Origin of the sequence: Hydrogenimonas urashimensis (assembly GCF_016593255.1) — a bacterium.
Classification (GTDB): domain Bacteria; phylum Campylobacterota; class Campylobacteria; order Campylobacterales; family Hydrogenimonadaceae; genus Hydrogenimonas; species Hydrogenimonas urashimensis.
In genome coordinates, this window is record NZ_AP023212.1 from 2,199,450 (window position 1) to 2,217,577 (window position 18,128).

Genomic DNA, 18,128 nt, shown 5'->3' on the forward strand with positions numbered 1-18,128 from the left:
CCAGTGAACCGCATCGTCGTGACACTGGCTGCGCTTGTTGTCATCATCGCCGGATTGAAGGCGGCGGCATCCTTGGTGGTCCCTTTCATTCTTTCGCTCTTCATCACGATGCTGCTCTCGCCGCTGCTGCAGTGGCTGATGCGTCAAGGTGTGCCGAAAGTTCTTGCGTTTATCCTGGTCATCTTTTTCGTTTTTGTGCTCTTCGTCTCTCTGACCGGTCTTGTCACCTCCCATGTGGCCGACCTTTTCACCCATGCGGAGGATTGGCAGGCGGCCATGACGGAAAATCTTCACCAGTGGATGCTCTACCTCGACAAGCGGGGATTCCACGTCGATCAGGAACTCTTCTTCTCCATGCTGCAGCCCCAGAAACTCTTTGTGTTCACTCTTTCGCTGGTAAAAAACACCTCCATGATGCTCTCCAACTCTCTGCTGATCTTTTTTACCGTCGTCTTCATGCTCATCGAGTCTTTCACGATCAAAAAGAAGATCCGCTATATCGAGACGTTCGGTGTGTCGGGGTTTTCGAAGAGGATCGATGCCTTTAGCGAACGGATCAACCACTATTTTACGCTTAAAGCACTGACCAGCGCGGTGACAGGGATTTGGATCGTCGCGGTGCTCTACTGGTTCGATATTCCCTATCCGCTTTTATGGGGCATCGGAGGTTTTATCCTGAACTTCATACCGGTCATCGGATCGATCATCGCGGCGATTCCACCTGTTTTGCTGGCGCTGGCGACCCACGGTTTTTCCGATGCTTTCTGGGTCGCGGGGTGGTTTCTTGTCATCAACATCGCCATCGGCAATCTGCTCGAGCCCCGCATCATGGGAAAAGGGCTCGAACTTTCGGAACTGGTCGTTTTTCTTTCGCTGGTCTTCTGGGGATGGGTTTTCGGAAAAGTGGGTATGCTGCTGGCCGTTCCGCTTACGATGGTGGTCAAATTCGCCCTTGAGACGAACGAATCGACACGATGGATCGCGATCATGCTCTCGGACACCGCGACAACTGCCGGTAAAAGGATGGTGAAATGAAAAAAATCCTTGGTATGGTTTTGGTATGTGCAGTGCTCCTGGCCTCGAATCTGCGGGAGGGGATTGAACGGTTCGAAAAAGGAGATTTCGCCCAAGCCCAGAAGATTTTCATTCCGTTGGCGAAAGCGGGCGATACCGAAGCGGCGTTTTACGTGGGGATGCTCTATTTTACCGGCGAAGGGGGAGAAAAGAACCTGCAAGAGGCCGGCAACTGGTTCGAACGTGTCATGAGAGAGCGCGATCCCAATGTGAAAGAGAAGGTTTTCAAAGGCATCAGCAAAGAGTATGACAGGGCGCTCTACTGGTTCAGGAAAATTGCCCAAAGCGGCCATGTCAAGGCGCAATTCTACCTTGGCGTCATGTACGCGGCGGGACGGGATATCGATGTGGATTACAAAGAGTCGGCCCACTGGTTCAAAAAAGCGGCCCTGCAGGGGGACGAACTGGCACAGCTCAATATCGCAATGGACTACATCAACGGCCTAGGTGTCGGCAAAGATGTGAAAAAAGGGATGGCCTGGCTCGAAAAAGCGGCAAGGCAGGGGAATGTCAAAGCCCAGAACTATCTGGGGTATCTTTTTGCAAGCGGTGAATCGGTGTCCCAGAATTACGAAAAAGCGCGATACTGGTATCTGAAAGCGGCCAAACAGAACTATGCGACCGCCCAGTACAACCTCGCTCTGATGTACTGTCTTGCCAAAGGTGTCCAGAGAGATCTGAAGCAGTGTGCCTACTGGACGAAGCAAGCCTATGAAAACGGGTTAAAAAAAGAGTCATCGCTGCTTTGGGAGAAATATCGGCTCTGGAAGTACCAATAGGGCGGATTCTTTTTGTATCAGCGTCGATGCCGGTTGAGGGAGAAAACAGGTAGCAGATAACGTGTAGATGATGAATCGAAGCCTGAGAGAATGGTGCGGCTGAGAGGACTTGAACCTCCACGGGCTAATGCCCACTAGAACCTGAATCTAGCGCGTCTACCAATTCCGCCACAGCCGCGTCGAATTGGAATGCAAGTATACAAAAGCATACTTAAATAAAAGTTTAAATAAAATAATCACATTGAATATCTGCAAGGAATGAGCATGCTTTTGATTCGTACAACCGATAAAAATTTTGACGAGAAATTCGAAGAACTGCTGGGCAGGGGAGCGATGGATATGGAGCATGTTGCCTCCATCGTCTCCGGCATCATCCGAGAGATTCGTACCGAAGGCAATGAAGCCCTGAAGCGGCACATTGAAAAATTCGACCGCTGGCAAGTGAAAAAAGAATCCGATCTGATGGTCGACCCGCTGGCGATGAAAAAGGCTTACGAAGCTCTGGATGACGAACTTCGCGATGCTCTTCATCTGGCTTTTGAGCGTATCAGAAGCTATCATGAGAAGCAGATGCCCAAAAGTTGGATCGATTTCGACGAGGCGGGCAACACCCTGGGGCAGAAGGTGACACCGGTGGATAGGGCGGGACTATATATTCCCGGCGGCAAAGCGGCGTATCCGAGTTCGCTTTTGATGAATGCCATTCCCGCCATCGTGGCGGGAGTCGGAGAGATTGTCGTGGCGACACCGACACCGGAGAATGAGATCAACCACCTGGTTCTGGCCGCCGCCCATCTGTGCGGTATAAAGAAGATGTTCAAAATGGGCGGGGCGAGTGCGATCGCGGCGATGGCCTACGGAACCGAAACCGTTCCGAAAGTCGATGTCATCACGGGCCCCGGCAACATATTCGTCGCGACGGCGAAGAAGCTGGTGTACGGGGATGTCAACATCGATATGATTGCCGGACCCAGCGAAATCGGCATTCTTGCCGACGGCACGGCGATTCCCGAGTATCTGGCGATCGATCTGCTCTCCCAGGCGGAGCACGACGAAATGGCCAGTTCCATTCTCGTTACCCCCGATGCCGAGCTGGCCGAAACGGTTAGAGAAACCCTCTATCTGGAACTGGGAAAACTGGAACGGGAGCTTATCGCCAGAAAATCGATCGAGGAGCGGGGTGCCATCATCGTAACCGAAACGATGGAAGAGGCGATCGGGCTGATGAACCGCATCGCCCCCGAACATCTGGAGGTGATGACGGCCAACCCGTTCGACATTCTGCCGAAAATAAGACATGCGGGTGCCATCTTCATGGGACATTTTACGCCCGAACCGATCGGAGACTACATCGCAGGTCCCAACCATACCCTGCCCACCGGCGGCACCGCGAAATTCTACTCGCCACTCAATGTCGAGAATTTCCTGAAAAAATCCTCGATCATCGCCATGAGCGAGGAGGGAATCAACGCCATTGGCGAAGCGTGCGCACTGCTGGCCCGAACCGAAGGACTCACGGCCCATGAGAAATCGGTTCTTGTGCGCTTGAAGTAGAAAACGGTCAACGAGACTGAGTGCTACTGTTTGAGTTTTTTGAAGATTTTTCTTTCAAGGCTCGAAATGGCGATGTTCTCCAGTTCGCCGTAATCGAGCCATTCTCCTTCGATCTGTTCCGTGTCTGCCGATATGTAAATCTCCGCGATGCGGCGAAAATGGGAGTAGTCGTGCACAATTTCCGCTATTTTTTCACTTTTGGGTGGTGGGGATTCGACGGAAGGAAGTTCCCACAGGCCGCCTAGCATATCCCCTTCGCGTTTTCGCATCAGTATCTTTCCCTCTTTTTCTATCCAGAGATAGGCCTGATGGTGCAAAGGTCTCGTTTTTTTTCTTGCCGGTTGCGGGTAATGGAGGGGCTTTTCCCTGCCCAGGCATCGGGAAGCCAGTGGGCAGAGGTCGCATCGGGGAGCTTTGGGGAGGCAGACCGTGGCGCCGATATCCATCATCGCCTGATTGTAAATGTAAGGGTTTTCGCAATCGAGCAGCTTTTCGGCAAGCGTCCACAGCCTCTTCTCTTTTCGCTCTTTTTCGGCGAAAAAACGGTGCAGAACACGCTTGACATTGGCATCGAGAACGGCGACGGGGAGGTGGGTGCTGAAGGCAGCGATGGCATGGGCCGTGCTTTTGCCGATACCCGGAAGTTTCACGAGCTCAGCAGGATCGGTGGGCAATCGGGGAGCCGAGACCTGCGCCGTCTGATGAATGTAGCGTGCGCGCCGGTAGTACCCCAGTCCCTGCCAGGCAAGAAGAAGATCGTCGACAGAGGCTTCCTTGATGCTCTGCAGCGTGGGAAAACGCTCAATAAAAGGGAAGAAAAAACGCTTCAAAACCGTTTTGACCTGCGTCTGCTGAAGCATCATTTCACTGATATAGATGAGATAGGGATCGTCGGTCTGCCGCCATGGAAGATCGTGTCGGCCGTGGATGCCGTACCATTTTCCTATTGCGGCGTGAATATCGCTATAATTCATGAAGCGATTATACCATCCGAATCGATTATCGGTCGCAGGAAAGGAACGGTTGTTTGAAACAGTGGAATTACAGATACACAGACAGAGAGTCGTTTGAGGCCTACATCAAAGAAAAAGGAGTTGAAAAAAGCGATTCTTTGCTGATTCAAATCACCACGGGAGAAGCGGATGCCGAACGCGTCGATACGATTCGCGACGAGATCCTGCGGGTGCTCCCCTTTGCGGTTATCATCGGCATGGGAAGCGCATTGCAGCTATGCGAGGGCGATTTTTCCCTCAAAGAAACGGTGCTGACGCTGACTCTGTTTGAAAAGAGCCATCTGTCCGAATGGAGTTTTGTGCTCCCTCCCGATGAAGAGTGTGATGCCGACAGAGTGGCACAATTGCTCGCTTCGCATGTCACCGATGATACGAAGGGGATTCTTCTTTTTACCAACGCGGTCTCTGCGGATATCGAAAGCCTTTTCATCGCGTGCCGCTCCTATATCTCCATACCTGTTTTCGGCGGTCTCGCCAGCTCCTTTGATCCGGACAACCCCTCCCCGTTCGTCATCTCCACGGAGAAGGTCTTTTGTGAAGATGCGGCGGTTGCCGTTCTTTTGAAAGGGGAGGCACTTTCTATCCATTTCAGTCGACTCTTCGCATGGGAGTCCATTGGAAAAGAGTTTACGGTGACACGGGCAGAAGGGCGCAGACTCTACGAACTTGATGGCAAGAACATCATGGATGTCTATTCGAAATATTTCGGCCCTCTGACGAGAGAGAGGCTTCTGTATCTCTCTTTGGCCCACCCCTTTATCCGCCATTCGAAGGAGTTCGGCGAAGTTTCCAGGGTTTTGCTCCAGTATGACGGTGAGTGCGGCATCTATACGGGCAGGTTCGAAGAGGGGGAGAAGGTTCAAATCGGTTTTGGCAACTACAAAAAGATGGTCGACTGCACGGATCGAAGCCGGGAGCTTTTCAGCCAGATACCCATGGAAGCTTTCTGGGGATTTGCCTGTATCTCCTATATGCGGGGTTATACCGATCTTCTGAAAAAATCTCTGCTTCCCTACCGAAAAAATTTCCCGTCGATCCACTTTGCCATCACTTTCGGGGAGTTTGGATGGATCGATGGGATCAATTCGTTCATGAACAATACCATCGTCAGGGTCTCACTCAGCGAAGATCCCGAAGCACGCTTCGTCATTGAGGATGTGGATATTGACCTGGATGAAAAGGACAGGCTGCTTGAGACGCTCTCTACGCTGGTGACATCGAGCAGCCGTGAAATCATCGAATTGAACCGCTATCTGGAAGAGGAGGTAAAAAAACGGACACAGGAACTGGCGGATCTCAACGCTTCGCTGGCTAGGCGCATTGAACAGGAGGTTCAGCGAAACCGTGAGAAGGACAAGATGCTCTATCACCAGTCCAAACTGGCGGCGATGGGGGAGATGATCAACAATATCGCCCACCAGTGGCGCCAGCCTCTCAATATCATCGCGCTGGTGATGCAGGATCTTTCACTCAAATCGAAGTTGGGAAATCTCACGCCGGAGATGGTTGTACTGGCGGAAAAAAAGATCAACGACACACTCAAGTATCTCTCCGATACGATTGACGATTTTCGAAGTTTCGCTTCGGAAAGAGAAGAGTCCTCGCGACCGGGACGGTTTGAAGCGGGAAAGATGATAAAAGATGCCATACGGCTTATTTCGGTCGTTTTGGAGGATGTCCATATCCGGCTCAGGTTGGAACTTCCCGAAATCGATTGCGAAGTGAACGGTCGGGCAAACGATCTCAAGCAGGTGATTTTGAATCTTGTCTACAACGCCATCGATATTCTAAAAGAGAGAGAAATCGAAAATCCGGAAATCACCATCGGCATGCGGTGTGACGGAAAAGTGATCCTTTATGTCCATGACAACGGGGGAGGCATCGAAAAAGAGTTGCTCGACAAGATTTTCGAACCCTATTTCACGACGAAATACCAATCAAGAGGGAGCGGACTGGGTCTTTATATGTCCAAAATGATCGTCGAAAAACGCTTTAAAGGAGAGATCGAAGTGAAAAACTGTCCTGAAGGCGCCTGTTTCGAGATCAAAATACCGGTAGCGGCGGTCGTCGCATGAAACAGTGGGCCCACGATTATGTCGACAAAGCGGGATTGGCGAAATTTGTCGCCGAGGAGGGCATCGGTTCTTACGATGTTCTGCTCGTGCAGGTCAACACGAGCGCGGTCGATCCCCAGCACATTGAAGAGGTCCGTTCTGCCATTACCCAGGTTCTGCCCAATGCCGTGATCGCCGGGGCGAGCAGCATGCTGCAGTTTGCCAGATCGAAACTGATGAAGCATCATATCGTTCTGGGTATCACGGCGTTTGAAAAAAGCAGACTGACACTTTTTGAATATATTTTCCCCACCCGGAAAGAGTGTGACTACACGGCTGTTGTTAGGAATCTGGAGGGGCTGCTGCAGGAGGATACCAAAGGGATACTGCTGCTGACCAATACCATCCATTTCGATATCGAAGCGCTGATAAAAGAGAGCAACAGATTTTTTCCGCACATTCCCATATTCGGGGGGATCTCATCAAGCGATGAACCCTTCGACAATTTCATCATTTTCACACAGAACCGGATTTTTTCGGAAGAGGGGATTGTTGCCGTTTTGATGCACGGAAGCGCCCTTGATGTCTCGTGCAACTATTTTTTCGACTGGGAACCGATTGGACGGGAGTTTACGGTTACCCGTGCGGATGGACGGTATCTTTATGAACTGGACGGAGAGCGCATCATCGATGTCTATGAAAAATATTTCGGTCCGTTGGATACGAAAAAGCTCCTCAAGCTCGCTTTGGCCCATCCTCTTATCAAATACTCCAAAGAGTTCGGTCCCGTAGCCAGGGCACTTCTGGAAATCGACAACGAAAAAGGTCTCTTTACGGGCAAGTTTGTCGAAGGCGAAAAGGTTCAGATAGGCTTTGGCCATTACAAACGGATGATGAGCCGGTACGAAATCATTCCGGAAGTCTATCGGGATGTTCCTTCCCAGGCGCTCTGGTTTTATATATGCATCTCCTATCAGTACGGATATCTCGGGATTTTGAATGCATCCTCAACGTTCTACAAAGAGTGGGAAAAGATCTATGCGCTTTTGACTTTCGGGGAGTTCAGCCACAAAGCGGAACGGAACCGTTTTCTCAATTTCACGCTGACTAGAGTGGCATTGAGCGAGGAGAGCGACGCGAGAATCAAACTCAATCTGACGGAGGTCAAACACGATCCGAGGGATGAACTTCTAGCGACACTCTCGACACTGGTCGCTTCGAGCAGCAGTGAGATCATGGATCTCAACAGACATCTGGAAAAGGAGGTGGAAAAGCGGACAAAGGAGCTGGCCGAACTCAACGCCTCTTTGGAGAAGCGCATCGAACAGGAGGTTCAGCGAAACCGCGAGAAGGACAAGATGCTCTATCACCAGTCCAAACTGGCGGCGATGGGAGAGATGATCAACAATATCGCCCACCAGTGGCGCCAGCCTCTCAATATCATCGCGCTGGTGATGCAGGATCTCTCCCTGAAGGCGCACATCGGCCATCTCTCCCCGTCGGCAATTGCCGTCGCCGAAAAGAAGATCAACGACACACTCAAATATCTCTCCGATACGATCGACGATTTTCGAAGTTTCGCTTCCGGCGGAGAGGCCTATACCCACCCGGGGACACTGGAGGTGTGCAAAACGGTGCGCGAAACCGTGCGACTGGTTTCGATCGTTCTCGAGGATGAAAAGATCGGTCTCAAACTCTCCCTGCAGGAAAAAGAGGTTGTCGTGAAGGGAAACCCCAACGATCTGAAACAGGTGCTTTTGAATCTCGTCTACAATGCCATCGACGTTCTCAAAGAACGACAGATAGAGGAGCCGGTCATCAAAATCGAGGTGAAAACCATCAAAAACAGGGTGGCGATCGTCGTGCGTGACAATGGCGGGGGGATCGATCCCCGGATCATCGACAAGATTTTCGAACCCTATTTCACGACAAAATACAAAGCTCGGGGCACGGGACTGGGGCTTTACATGTCAAAAATGATCGTTGAAAAACGTCTGGGAGGAAAAATCAGCGCCCGCAACACACGAAGCGGGGCTGCATTCTGGATGGAGTTGCCGATCAGGGCTTGATGTTGTAGAACGATTTCAGCGCGCGGATGATCATCGCGTTTTTGGAGATGCGCTCGGTTTTCGCATCGCTGTGGACGCGATCGTAAAGGTCCATCGGAAGCGTGATCGAGAAGGTCTTCGTTTCGATCTTTTTGCGTTTGGCGATTGTTTGGTTGATGTTTTTAAGCAGATCGATGATCTTGTTGGAGTCGATCGGCTTTTGTATGAAACTGTCGACGCCGATCTTGATCGCTTCGGAGATCTTGCTCATATCGTTGCTGGCCGAAATGATCACGATGATCTGATCCGGATTGATTTCACGGATTTTCCTCGCAAGTTCCAACCCGTCCATGCCAGGCAGTATAATGTCGATGAAAATGACGTCGGGTTTTTTCTTTTTGTAAATTTCCAGAGCCTCTTCCGCGTTCATTGCGGAATCGACCGAATTGAAGAAATTTCCGAAGGTTGAAACCATCAATTCGTTCGCCTCTTTCTCGTCTTCTACCACCAATGCATTCAGTTTTTTGGTTTCGTTGGCGATTTTGATAATGTCGTTGTCGATCATGTTGTTTCTCCTTGTGGTTGTTTTTTTGGAAGTATAACAGCAAAGAACAAAAAGAAAATTTAACATCATGAATTATGTTTGTCACAGAAATGTCACAGAAAATCAATGAATGAAGTTTGAAATGTAAAGTGCTGTATCCTGGGTTTTGGATGGAGGGGCGTGAAAAAAACGCCAACGTCGGGCGAAGCGGGTGGATATTTTTGATATGGAAATTTAGGGAAATTGTGTTTCGCAGTTATGGCGCGGTGGACGGGACTCGAACCCGCGACCTCCGCCGTGACAGGGCGGCATTCTAACCAACTGAACTACCACCGCACCGATAATATAAAATAAGGAAGAAAAGTGGTGGTCGCTAGTGGACTCGAACCACTGGCATCCACCTTGTAAGGGTGGCGCTCTACCAACTGAGCTAAGCGACCGTGAAATGTATGGCGACCCCTAGAGGATTTGAACCTCTGTGTCCACCTTGAAAAGATGGCATCCTTGGCCACTAGATGAAGGGGTCTTTTCGACCCTTACAACACAAGTGGTGACCCGTGTTGGATTCGAACCAACGGCCCATTCCTTAAAAGGGAATTGCTCTACCAGCTGAGCTAACGGGTCATTTTCGCTGCATTCAGATGCAAACGTGAGCGAAATTATAGAGAAAAAGATTGCCGATGTCAAGAGAAAAAGGCGCTATCTCTCAAAAAGATCCTCCGAGGCGACCTGTATAAGCAATTTGTAGGCATAGAGCATACTCTGTTTCTGGATATAGTTGCGGTCGCCGTCGAAGAGGAGCTTTTCCACCACGGTATGGGAGTCGCTTTTAGCCCCGATGTAGACGGTTCCCACCGGTTTTTGGGGCGTTCCACCGCCCGGCCCCGCGATACCGCTGACGGCCAGTGCGTAGTCGGCGTGAGCGATCTCTTTTGCACCTGCTAGCATCTGTTCCACGCACTGCTCGCTGACGGCGCCGTAGGTTTCAAGTGCCTCCTTTTCGACTCCGAGCCATCCTGCTTTGAGTGTATTGGAGTAGGTGACGAGCGACCCTCTGAATATGGTGGAAGAACCCGGTTCGCTCGTCAGCTGCGCCGCGATCAGACCGCCCGTGCAGCTCTCGGCGAACGTCACCGTTTTGCCACGCTGGGAGAGCCGGTGGATGAGGTAGGCGAATATGTTTGTCGTCTCGATGACCCTGCCTTTGAGAAGCTGGTTGACGCTTTTGAGAAAATTTCCAAGCTGGCCATATCTTTTGCTGGTGCATTCGACCTGCTGCCATCCCGGTGTCAGTGTTGTCACCACGATATCGATCTCCTGGGTTCTGGCGAGAGGTTCAATAAGGACGGTGGCGCTCTCTTCATCCATGTTGAAGATATGGAGGGTTCCCTCCTTTTCACGGTGCTCCACAAGAAACATCGGCAGTGCCTCACCGGGTTCTGCCATCGTGACGTTGATGGTGCATCCGCCGTATTGGACCAGAAAACTGTTGTCGTCGTAGATTTCGCTTTTGGAAGGAATCAGCATACTCTCTTTGAGTATGAGTGTGTCGTCGATCATTGTGGCGAGCAGCTTGCTGACGGGTGTGAAAGCGTTTTTGTTGGTAATAAGGATCAGGTTTCCGCCTCTATCGATCTGCTGCTGCAGAAGCGTGACGATATCGCTGCTCGTTTCGGGTATTTTCGTGATCTGCTCCAGAAAGCCAAGATGTTCCAGATCTCGTTCGATGTATTCCATGAAAGGGGGATTGAGATAGAGGTTCTGTCCGATGATGACGACACGGTTTTTCATAGGGTCCGATCTCTCCTTCTGCCTGCCTGTTTGGCTCTATTATATCGAAATCAGCACATTTTAATTCCCTATTCAATATAATAATCCAATTTTTATCCGGAGCGATGAATGGACTACAAGTCGACGTTGAATCTTCCCAAGACAGATTTTCCGATGCGGGGAAATCTTCCCCAGAACGAACCCAAACGCTACAGCCGCTGGTTTGCGCAGAAGGTCTATGACCGTATGAAAGCCAATCGGGAGGGGGCGGAGCTCTTTACCCTGCACGACGGCCCTCCCTACGCCAACGGTAAAATCCATATCGGCCATGCCCTGAACAAGATACTTAAGGATATCATCGTCAAGGACAACTACTTCCAGGGACGGGCGGTCCGTTTCACGCCCGGTTGGGACTGTCACGGACTCCCGATCGAACAGCAGGTCGAAAAGAAATTGGGAAAAGCAAAAAAAGAGCAGCTTCCAAAGACGAAAATCCGCCAGCTTTGCCGTGAGCACGCCGCGAAATTCGTGGAGGTGCAGAAAGAGGGGTTCAAGGCGCTCGGTGTTATCGCCGACTGGGAGAGACCCTACATCACGATGGATTACCGCTTCGAAGCCAACATCTACCGGACCCTATGCCATGTGGCGGCCAAAGGGCTTCTTGTGGAGCGCAACAAACCGGTCTACTGGAGCTGGGCGGAGCGGACCGCCCTGGCGGAAGCGGAAGTGGAGTACGAAGAGAAAGAGGACTACTCCATCTACGTGGCCTTCGAACTGGGCGACAAAGCCAAGCAGAAGCTCGGTCATCCGGAGGCGGCGGCGCTGGTCATCTGGACCACCACACCGTGGACACTCCCTGCCAATGTCGGCATCAGCCTCCATCCGGAGGAGATGTACGTATTGACGAAAGACGGCTACATCGTCGCCGAAAAACTTTTCGACAATCTGGCCGAAAGCGGTGTCGTCGAAGGACCTGTCGAAATGCGCATTCCGGCACGTGACCTCGAAGGGATGATCGCCATCAACCCGCTCAACGGACGCCCTTCCCGTATCGTGCTGGGAGAGCATGTTCTGATGGACAACGGTACCGGTGCGGTACACACGGCACCGGGGCATGGTGAGGAGGATTATCGTGTCGGTCTGGTAAGCGATCTGGATGTTGTCATGCCGGTTGATGAAGAGGGAAAATATGACGAGACTGTCGTGCGTCTTGGTCTGCTGCCTGAGCCCGAAAAGTTCGTGGGGATGCACATTTTCGAAGCCAACGAAGCGATCATCGGACTGCTGGGAAAAGCGGTGCTGAAAGTCGAAAAATTCACCCACAGCTATCCCCACTGCTGGCGCAGCCACACGCCTCTCATTTTCCGTGCCACAAAGCAGTGGTTCATCAGTGTTGACGGGACACCCGAAGGTGCCGAAAAGAGTCTGCGCGAAATCGCCCTCGAAGAGATAGGGCGCACATCCTTCTACCCGGAGTGGGGGCGCAACCGCCTGACCTCCATGGTGGAAGGGCGGCCAGACTGGTGTATCAGCCGTCAGCGCGACTGGGGCGTACCCATCGCCTTTTTCCGCAACAAGAAGACGGGTGAAGTGATCCTGGACGAAAAAGTCCTCAATTTCGTCGCGATGATTTTCGAAATGAAGGGGTGCGACGCCTGGTATGAGATGCCGATCGAAGAGCTGCTCTATCCCGGCAGCGGTTACGACCCGAAAGATCTTGAAAAGGTGATGGATATTCTCGATGTCTGGTTCGACAGCGGCTCCACCTGGTACGCCGTCCTCAAATCGCGCAACTACGACGCCGGAAAATTCCCGGCCGATCTCTACCTCGAGGGAAGCGACCAGCACAGAGGATGGTTCCAGAGCTCTTTGTTGCTAGGATGCGCCGTCGAGCACAGAGCTCCTTATAAAGCGATACTCACCCACGGTTTCACCGTCGACGAGAAGGGCGAAAAGATGTCCAAATCCAAGGGCAATGTCGTCGCTCCCGACGAAGTGGCGAAAAAGTACGGCAGCGAGATCCTGCGTCTTTGGGTCGCCATGAGCGAATACAAGAGCGATTTGAAGATAAGCGACGCGATATTGAAACAGGTGGCGGAGAATTATCGAAAGATCCGCAACACTTTCCGCTTCCTTCTTGCCAATGTCAATGATCTCGAAAAGCTGGTACGGCCCGAGGAGATGGGGGAACTCGACCGCTGGATCGTCAAAAAGGCGGGCGAAGTTTTCGACGCGATGCGCCAGTCGTTCGATGAGTACGACTTTTCCAAGGGCTTTCACCAGCTCAACAACTTCCTGACCAACGAATTGAGCGGTATCTACCTCGACATCACGAAAGACCGGCTCTACTGCGACGGAAAAGATGATATCACCCGCCGAAGCAGCCAGACGGCGATGGCGATGATCGCCAGAACGCTTCTGCCGCTGGTGGCGCCAGTCATCACCTACACGGCGGATGAACTCCTGGAGTATGCGCCCGATGTCATCAAAAAAGAAGCCAAAGACGTATTCGATCTTGTTTACGAACCTCTTCCAAGGGTGGAGAGCGAGATCGACGAAGAGTACATGATCGCGGCCCGTGAAGCCTTTTTCGAGATCGTCGATCGTCTCAAGAAAGAGGGGTCCATTAAGCAGACGCTGGAGCTGGGACTCGTGAGCGGAAGTAACATGCTGGATCTTCTCGATGTGAAAGATGCACAGGACTGGTTCGTCGTGAGCGAAATCACGAAGCAGAGCCAAAGCGAAACGCTGGGGGAATTCGAAGTGAACGGCGATACGTTCCTCATCGTAAGGGCGGGCGGTCACAAATGCCCCCGTTGCTGGCGTTTCGCGGCACCCGAAGAGGGGGCACTCTGTGAACGCTGTGCGAAGGTGCTGAATGTTTGACACGACCCAGCCTGTAAGCTGGCAGGTGATCGTTGCCACCATCGGCGTCATCGCCGCTGTGACAGCCGCAGGCATCTATTTCGTCAAGCGGTGCGAAAAGAGACAATGAAAAGAGAGTATTTTTTTAAGGAGCTGGTGTGATCACATTGAAAGAGGCCCTGGCCCTGCCCAAGGAGGAGATGAGCGCCTTCCGGCAGGATCTGAAGAAGAGAATCGAAGAGAAAAGAGAGCTCAACGCCTATATCGCTCTGGACGAAGTGGGGGAGGGCGTGCCGCTGCTGATCAAGGACAATATCCAGGTCAAGGGTTGGAACGTCACGGCGGCCAGCAAAATTTTGCAGGGCTATGTGGCGCCCTACGACGCGACGGTGATCGAAAAGATCAAAGGGGCGGGGCTGGCGCCCTTCGGTCGGGCCAACATGGACGAATTCGCCATGGGAAGCTCCACGGAGACGAGTTGTTACGGCAAGACCCTCAATCCGCACGACCCGCAGCGGGTTCCAGGCGGCTCGTCGGGCGGTTCCGCGGCGGCGGTGGGTGCCGGTATCGCGATCGCGGCATTGGGAAGCGATACGGGCGGATCGATCCGTCAGCCCGCCGCTTTCTGCGGCATTGTCGGAATGAAACCGACATACGGCCGTGTCAGCCGATGGGGGCTTGGCGCCTACAGTTCCAGTCTCGACCAGATCGGACCGATGACGCAGAACGTGGAAGATGCGGTGATTCTCTACGACATCATCAGTGGTCACGATACCCGGGACAGTACCAGTGCCGACATCGACTACACTCCTGTCGCACCCAACCTGAATCCAAACAGAAAGCTGAAAATCGCCGTAGTCGACAATTACATCAAAGATGCGAGCCCGGAGGTCCAGGCTGCCTACGAAACGGCGGTCAAAGCGCTCGAGGAAGAAGGCCATACAATTTTGCACAAAGAGATGATGGGAGCCAAATACGATATTGCAGCCTACTATATCATCGCGACAGCCGAAGCGAGTGCCAACCTGAGCCGGTACGACGGTATACGCTACGGCAACCGCGCCGACAACCCGAAAGACCTGAAGGATCTCTATCTCAGAACCCGCAGCGAAGGGTTTGGCGAAGAGGTGAAACGTCGGATTCTGCTGGGAAGCTTCGTCCTCTCCTCGGGGTATTATGACGCCTACTACCTCAAAGCGCAGAAGGTTCGCCATCTCATCAAAGACGAGTTCGAAGAGATTTTCAAAAAGGCGGATCTGATTCTAAGCCCTGTCGCCCCGACACCGGCTTTCAAATTTGGTGAGATGGCCGATCCGCTCCAGATGTACCTGAGCGACGCCTACACGATCGGCATCAATCTCGCGGGACTGCCGGCTCTCAGCCTGCCGGTCCAAAAGACGTCGGAGGGATTGCCGGTGGGGCTTCAGCTCATCGGCAGACATTTCGACGAACAGACCCTCTTTGACGGTGCCATGAGCCTGGAAAGAGCCGTAGCCTACGAGAAACAACAAGGAGAGAAGTGATGAGAATTAGAAAACGCGCCCTGACATTCGAAGATGTCCTGCTGGTCCCCAAACACTCTACGATCCTGCCCAAAGAGGTCGACCTTTCCACGCAGCTGACACGAAACATCCGTCTTAACATTCCCATCGTCTCGGCGGCGATGGATACCGTTACGGAGTTTCGCGCGGCGATCGCGATGGCGAGACTCGGCGGCATCGGGATCATCCACAAAAACATGGACACCGAAACCCAGGTGAAACAGATCAAGAAAGTGAAGAAGAGCGAATCGGGCATTATCATCGATCCTGTCTATATAGGTCCCGACCAGAAGATCGGAGAGGCGGAGACGATCATGCGGGAATATCGGATCTCCGGTGTTCCTGTCGTCGATGAAAACATGAAACTTCTCGGTATTTTGACCAACCGTGATATGCGCTTCGAAACCGACATGAACAGGCTGGTCAGGGATGTGATGACCAAAATGCCTCTCATTACGGCACGCAAGGGCATCTCTCTTGATGAAGCGGCGGACATCATGCACAAGAACAAAATAGAGAAGCTGCCATTGATCGACGAAAACGGCACGCTGCAGGGGCTCGTGACGATCAAGGATATCAAGAAACGCAAAGAGTATCCCAATGCCTGCAAGGACGAATTCGGCCGGTTGCGTGTGGGTGCGGCGATCGGCGTGGGACAGTTGGACCGGGCGCGCGCGCTGGCGGAAGCGGGAGCGGACGTTCTCGTGCTCGATTCGGCCCACGGCCACTCCCAGGGGATCATCGACACGTTGGTCACACTCAAAAAAGAGCTTGAAATCGATATCATCGCAGGCAACATCGCAACCAGCGAAGCGGCGGAAGACCTGATCAAAGCGGGTGCGGATGCGATCAAGGTCGGGATCGGTCCCGGGTCGATCTGTACGACCCGTATCGTCGCCGGTGTCGGCGTTCCCCAGATCAGCGCCATCGACGAATGCGCGCAGGTGGGCCACAGACACGGCGTACCTGTCATCGCCGACGGCGGTATCAAATATTCCGGGGATGTGGCCAAGGCTCTGGCGGTGGGTGCTAGCACGATCATGGCCGGCTCCATCCTCGCCGGCACCGAAGAGAGCCCGGGCGAAACCATCATGTACCAGGGACGCCAGTACAAAAGCTACCGGGGCATGGGAAGCATCGGCGCCATGACCAAAGGAAGTACCGACCGCTACTTCCAGGAAGGCACCGCGGCGGACAAACTGGTGCCTGAAGGGATCGAAGGGCGGGTCCCCTACCGCGGACGCATCGCCGACGTGATCCATCAGCTCACCGGCGGCCTGCGCTCTTCGATGGGATACTGCGGCAGCAAGGACATTCCGACCTTCTGGGAGAGAGCGGAATTTGTCGAGATCACTTCCGCTGGGCTGAAGGAGAGCCATGTGCATGATGTGATGATCACCAAAGAGGCGCCCAATTATCACATTTGACCGAAATAGTGAAAAGTGAAAAGATGGGGTTTTCCGCGCAAAGCGCGGACAAATATTGAAAAAAAAGCGAAGCGGTTTTCCTCAACTTTTAGTTTTTAACTTTATAACTTTTCACTAAAGGGCGCCTCTAAAAAAAGGATCGACGATGAAACAGCAGACCAATGCACTGCATGCGGGGTATGAAAAGGATTCTCAGGGCACGATGGTCGTGCCAATCTACCAGACCACGGCCTATGAGTTTCGTGACGTGGAGCATGCGGCCGACCTCTTCGCCCTCAAAGAGCTGGGCAATATCTATACCCGGCTCAACAATCCGACGACCGATGTTTTCGAAAAACGTTTCGCGGCGTTGGAGGAGGGCGAGGCGGCGCTGGCGACATCCAGCGGCATGGCGGCGATCTTCTATGCCATCGCCAATGCAGCCGAAGCGGGAGACAATATCGTTTGCGCCACCCAGCTCTATGGCGGCACTCTGACACAGGCGGCTCATACGCTCAAACGTTTCGGAATCGAAGCCCGATTCTTCAACGTCCACATGCCCGAGCAGATCGAATCGCTCATCGATGGCCGCACCAAGGTGATCTTTTTCGAAACATTGACCAATCCGAGCATCGATGTGGCCGATATCGAGGCGATCGTGGAGATCGCCGACAGGCATGGCATACTCACAGTCGTGGACAATACGGTCGCGACACCGGTCATCTGTCAGCCTTTGAAGCACGGCGTTGACGTCGTGGTCCACAGCGCGAGCAAGTACACGACGGGTCAGGGGCTCGCCATAGGCGGTATCCTGGTGGAGAGGAGAGGATTGGTCGAAAAGATCAAAAGCAATCCCCGCTATCCGCAGTTCAACGAACCCGATGCCAGTTACCATGGCCTGGTCTACGTGGATGTGCCGCTGCCTCTTTACACACTGCGTGCGAGACTGAGCCTTCTTCGCGATCTTGGCGCCGTCGTTTCGCCTTTCAACAGCTGGCTTTTTATTCAGGGACTCGAGACCCTGCCCGTGCGGATGCCGGTCCATTCGGCCAATGCGCAGAAGGTGGCGGAATTTCTTGTGGCCCATCCACGGGTGGAGCATGTGAATTACCCGGGCCTTGAGAGCGATCCGAACCATGCCATGGCGATGAAATATTTCAAAAACGGCATGTGCAGCGGACTCCTGAGTTTCGATGTGGGAGATTTTGAGAGGGCCAAAGAAGTGGTGGACAAAACGGAGATCTTTTCCCTCGTCGTCAACATCGGCGACAGCAAAAGCATCATCACCCATCCGGCGAGTACGACCCACCAGCAGCTCAGTTTCGCCGAAATGGAAGCGTGCGGCGTGAAGCCGGGACTTATCCGGCTGAGTATCGGCCTTGAAGACGCAGAGGATCTTATCGAGGATCTGAAAAAAGCGCTGGGATGAGAGTTGCGTATTTACTTTGCGAACCGTCGGCGGGGCAGTGGAAAATTGATG

The 18,128-nt window shown here is 52.8% G+C and carries 12 protein-coding genes and 5 tRNA genes; 9 read left to right on the forward strand and 8 right to left on the reverse strand.

Annotated features, from left to right (window positions below; translation table 11 throughout):
* The first annotated feature begins 3 nt into the window (after window positions 1-3).
* Both JMG82_RS11205 and JMG82_RS11210 read left to right on the forward strand, forming a co-directional pair.
* Entirely contained in the window at window positions 4-1,035 is a 1,032-nt protein-coding gene (locus JMG82_RS11205) for an AI-2E family transporter (RefSeq protein ID WP_201352818.1), read from the forward strand.
* The gene (locus tag JMG82_RS11210; protein ID WP_201352819.1) at window positions 1,032-1,853 is read left to right on the forward strand and encodes a tetratricopeptide repeat protein; all 822 of its coding nucleotides are present in this window, start codon (window positions 1,032-1,034) and stop codon (window positions 1,851-1,853) included. The genes JMG82_RS11205 and JMG82_RS11210 overlap by 4 nt, the downstream gene beginning before the upstream one ends.
* 91 nt (window positions 1,854-1,944) lie before the next feature.
* On the opposite strand, the gene JMG82_RS11215 is transcribed toward JMG82_RS11210, so the two are convergent.
* A tRNA-Leu gene (locus JMG82_RS11215) sits at window positions 1,945-2,031 on the reverse strand.
* Between the two features lie 86 nt (window positions 2,032-2,117).
* Between JMG82_RS11215 and hisD the strand changes: the two genes are divergently transcribed.
* On the forward strand, window positions 2,118-3,407 hold the full coding sequence (hisD, locus tag JMG82_RS11220) for a histidinol dehydrogenase (protein ID WP_201352820.1): 1,290 nt from the start codon (window positions 2,118-2,120) through the stop codon (window positions 3,405-3,407).
* Window positions 3,408-3,430: 23 nt separating this feature from the next.
* Here hisD and JMG82_RS11225 read toward each other — a convergent pair whose 3' ends face one another.
* Entirely contained in the window at window positions 3,431-4,381 is a 951-nt protein-coding gene (locus JMG82_RS11225; RefSeq protein WP_201352821.1) for an A/G-specific adenine glycosylase, read from the reverse strand.
* Between the two features lie 53 nt (window positions 4,382-4,434).
* Here JMG82_RS11225 and JMG82_RS11230 point away from each other — a divergent pair, with 53 nt between their 5' ends.
* Together JMG82_RS11230 and JMG82_RS11235 are read left to right on the forward strand one after the other, a co-directional pair.
* Complete coding sequence (locus tag JMG82_RS11230; RefSeq protein WP_201352822.1) at window positions 4,435-6,495, forward strand: FIST N-terminal domain-containing protein; 2,061 nt, start codon at window positions 4,435-4,437, stop codon at window positions 6,493-6,495.
* Window positions 6,492-8,543, forward strand: a complete 2,052-nt coding sequence (locus JMG82_RS11235; protein WP_201352823.1) for an FIST N-terminal domain-containing protein — start codon at window positions 6,492-6,494, stop codon at window positions 8,541-8,543. The genes JMG82_RS11230 and JMG82_RS11235 overlap by 4 nt, the downstream gene beginning before the upstream one ends.
* Here the strand turns inward: JMG82_RS11235 and JMG82_RS11240 are convergent.
* The 6 genes from JMG82_RS11240 to JMG82_RS11265 form a co-directional block, all read right to left on the reverse strand.
* Window positions 8,533-9,087, reverse strand: a complete 555-nt coding sequence (locus JMG82_RS11240; RefSeq protein WP_201352824.1) for a response regulator — start codon at window positions 9,085-9,087, stop codon at window positions 8,533-8,535. The two genes, JMG82_RS11235 and JMG82_RS11240, sit on opposite strands and share 11 nt — an antisense overlap.
* A 238-nt stretch (window positions 9,088-9,325) precedes the next feature.
* Window positions 9,326-9,402, reverse strand: a tRNA-Asp gene (locus JMG82_RS11245).
* A gap of 28 nt (window positions 9,403-9,430) precedes the next feature.
* A tRNA-Val gene (locus JMG82_RS11250) sits at window positions 9,431-9,506 on the reverse strand.
* Window positions 9,507-9,516: 10 nt separating this feature from the next.
* Window positions 9,517-9,592 (reverse strand) — tRNA-Glu (locus JMG82_RS11255).
* Between the two features lie 22 nt (window positions 9,593-9,614).
* Window positions 9,615-9,690: transfer RNA gene (locus JMG82_RS11260), tRNA-Lys, on the reverse strand.
* 75 nt (window positions 9,691-9,765) lie between these two features.
* On the reverse strand, window positions 9,766-10,857 hold the full coding sequence (locus tag JMG82_RS11265) for a CinA family protein (protein ID WP_201352825.1): 1,092 nt from the start codon (window positions 10,855-10,857) through the stop codon (window positions 9,766-9,768).
* Between the two features lie 108 nt (window positions 10,858-10,965).
* On the opposite strand from JMG82_RS11265, the gene ileS reads away from it, so the two are divergent.
* The 4 genes from ileS (at window position 10,966) to JMG82_RS11285 (ending at window position 18,077) form a co-directional block, all read left to right on the forward strand.
* Window positions 10,966-13,722 (forward strand): isoleucine--tRNA ligase, encoded by a 2,757-nt coding sequence (gene ileS / locus JMG82_RS11270; protein ID WP_201352826.1) that lies wholly within the window; start codon window positions 10,966-10,968, stop codon window positions 13,720-13,722.
* A 137-nt stretch (window positions 13,723-13,859) separates the two neighbouring features.
* A complete protein-coding gene (gatA, locus tag JMG82_RS11275) occupies window positions 13,860-15,224 on the forward strand; it encodes an Asp-tRNA(Asn)/Glu-tRNA(Gln) amidotransferase subunit GatA (protein ID WP_201352827.1) in 1,365 nt (454 codons plus the stop codon).
* Window positions 15,224-16,669 (forward strand): IMP dehydrogenase, encoded by a 1,446-nt coding sequence (gene guaB, locus JMG82_RS11280; protein ID WP_201352828.1) that lies wholly within the window; start codon window positions 15,224-15,226, stop codon window positions 16,667-16,669. Before gatA ends, guaB begins: the two co-directional genes overlap by 1 nt.
* 145 nt (window positions 16,670-16,814) lie before the next feature.
* The gene (locus JMG82_RS11285; protein ID WP_201352829.1) at window positions 16,815-18,077 is read left to right on the forward strand and encodes an O-acetylhomoserine aminocarboxypropyltransferase/cysteine synthase family protein; all 1,263 of its coding nucleotides are present in this window, start codon (window positions 16,815-16,817) and stop codon (window positions 18,075-18,077) included.
* The last annotated feature ends 51 nt before the right edge of the window (window positions 18,078-18,128 follow it).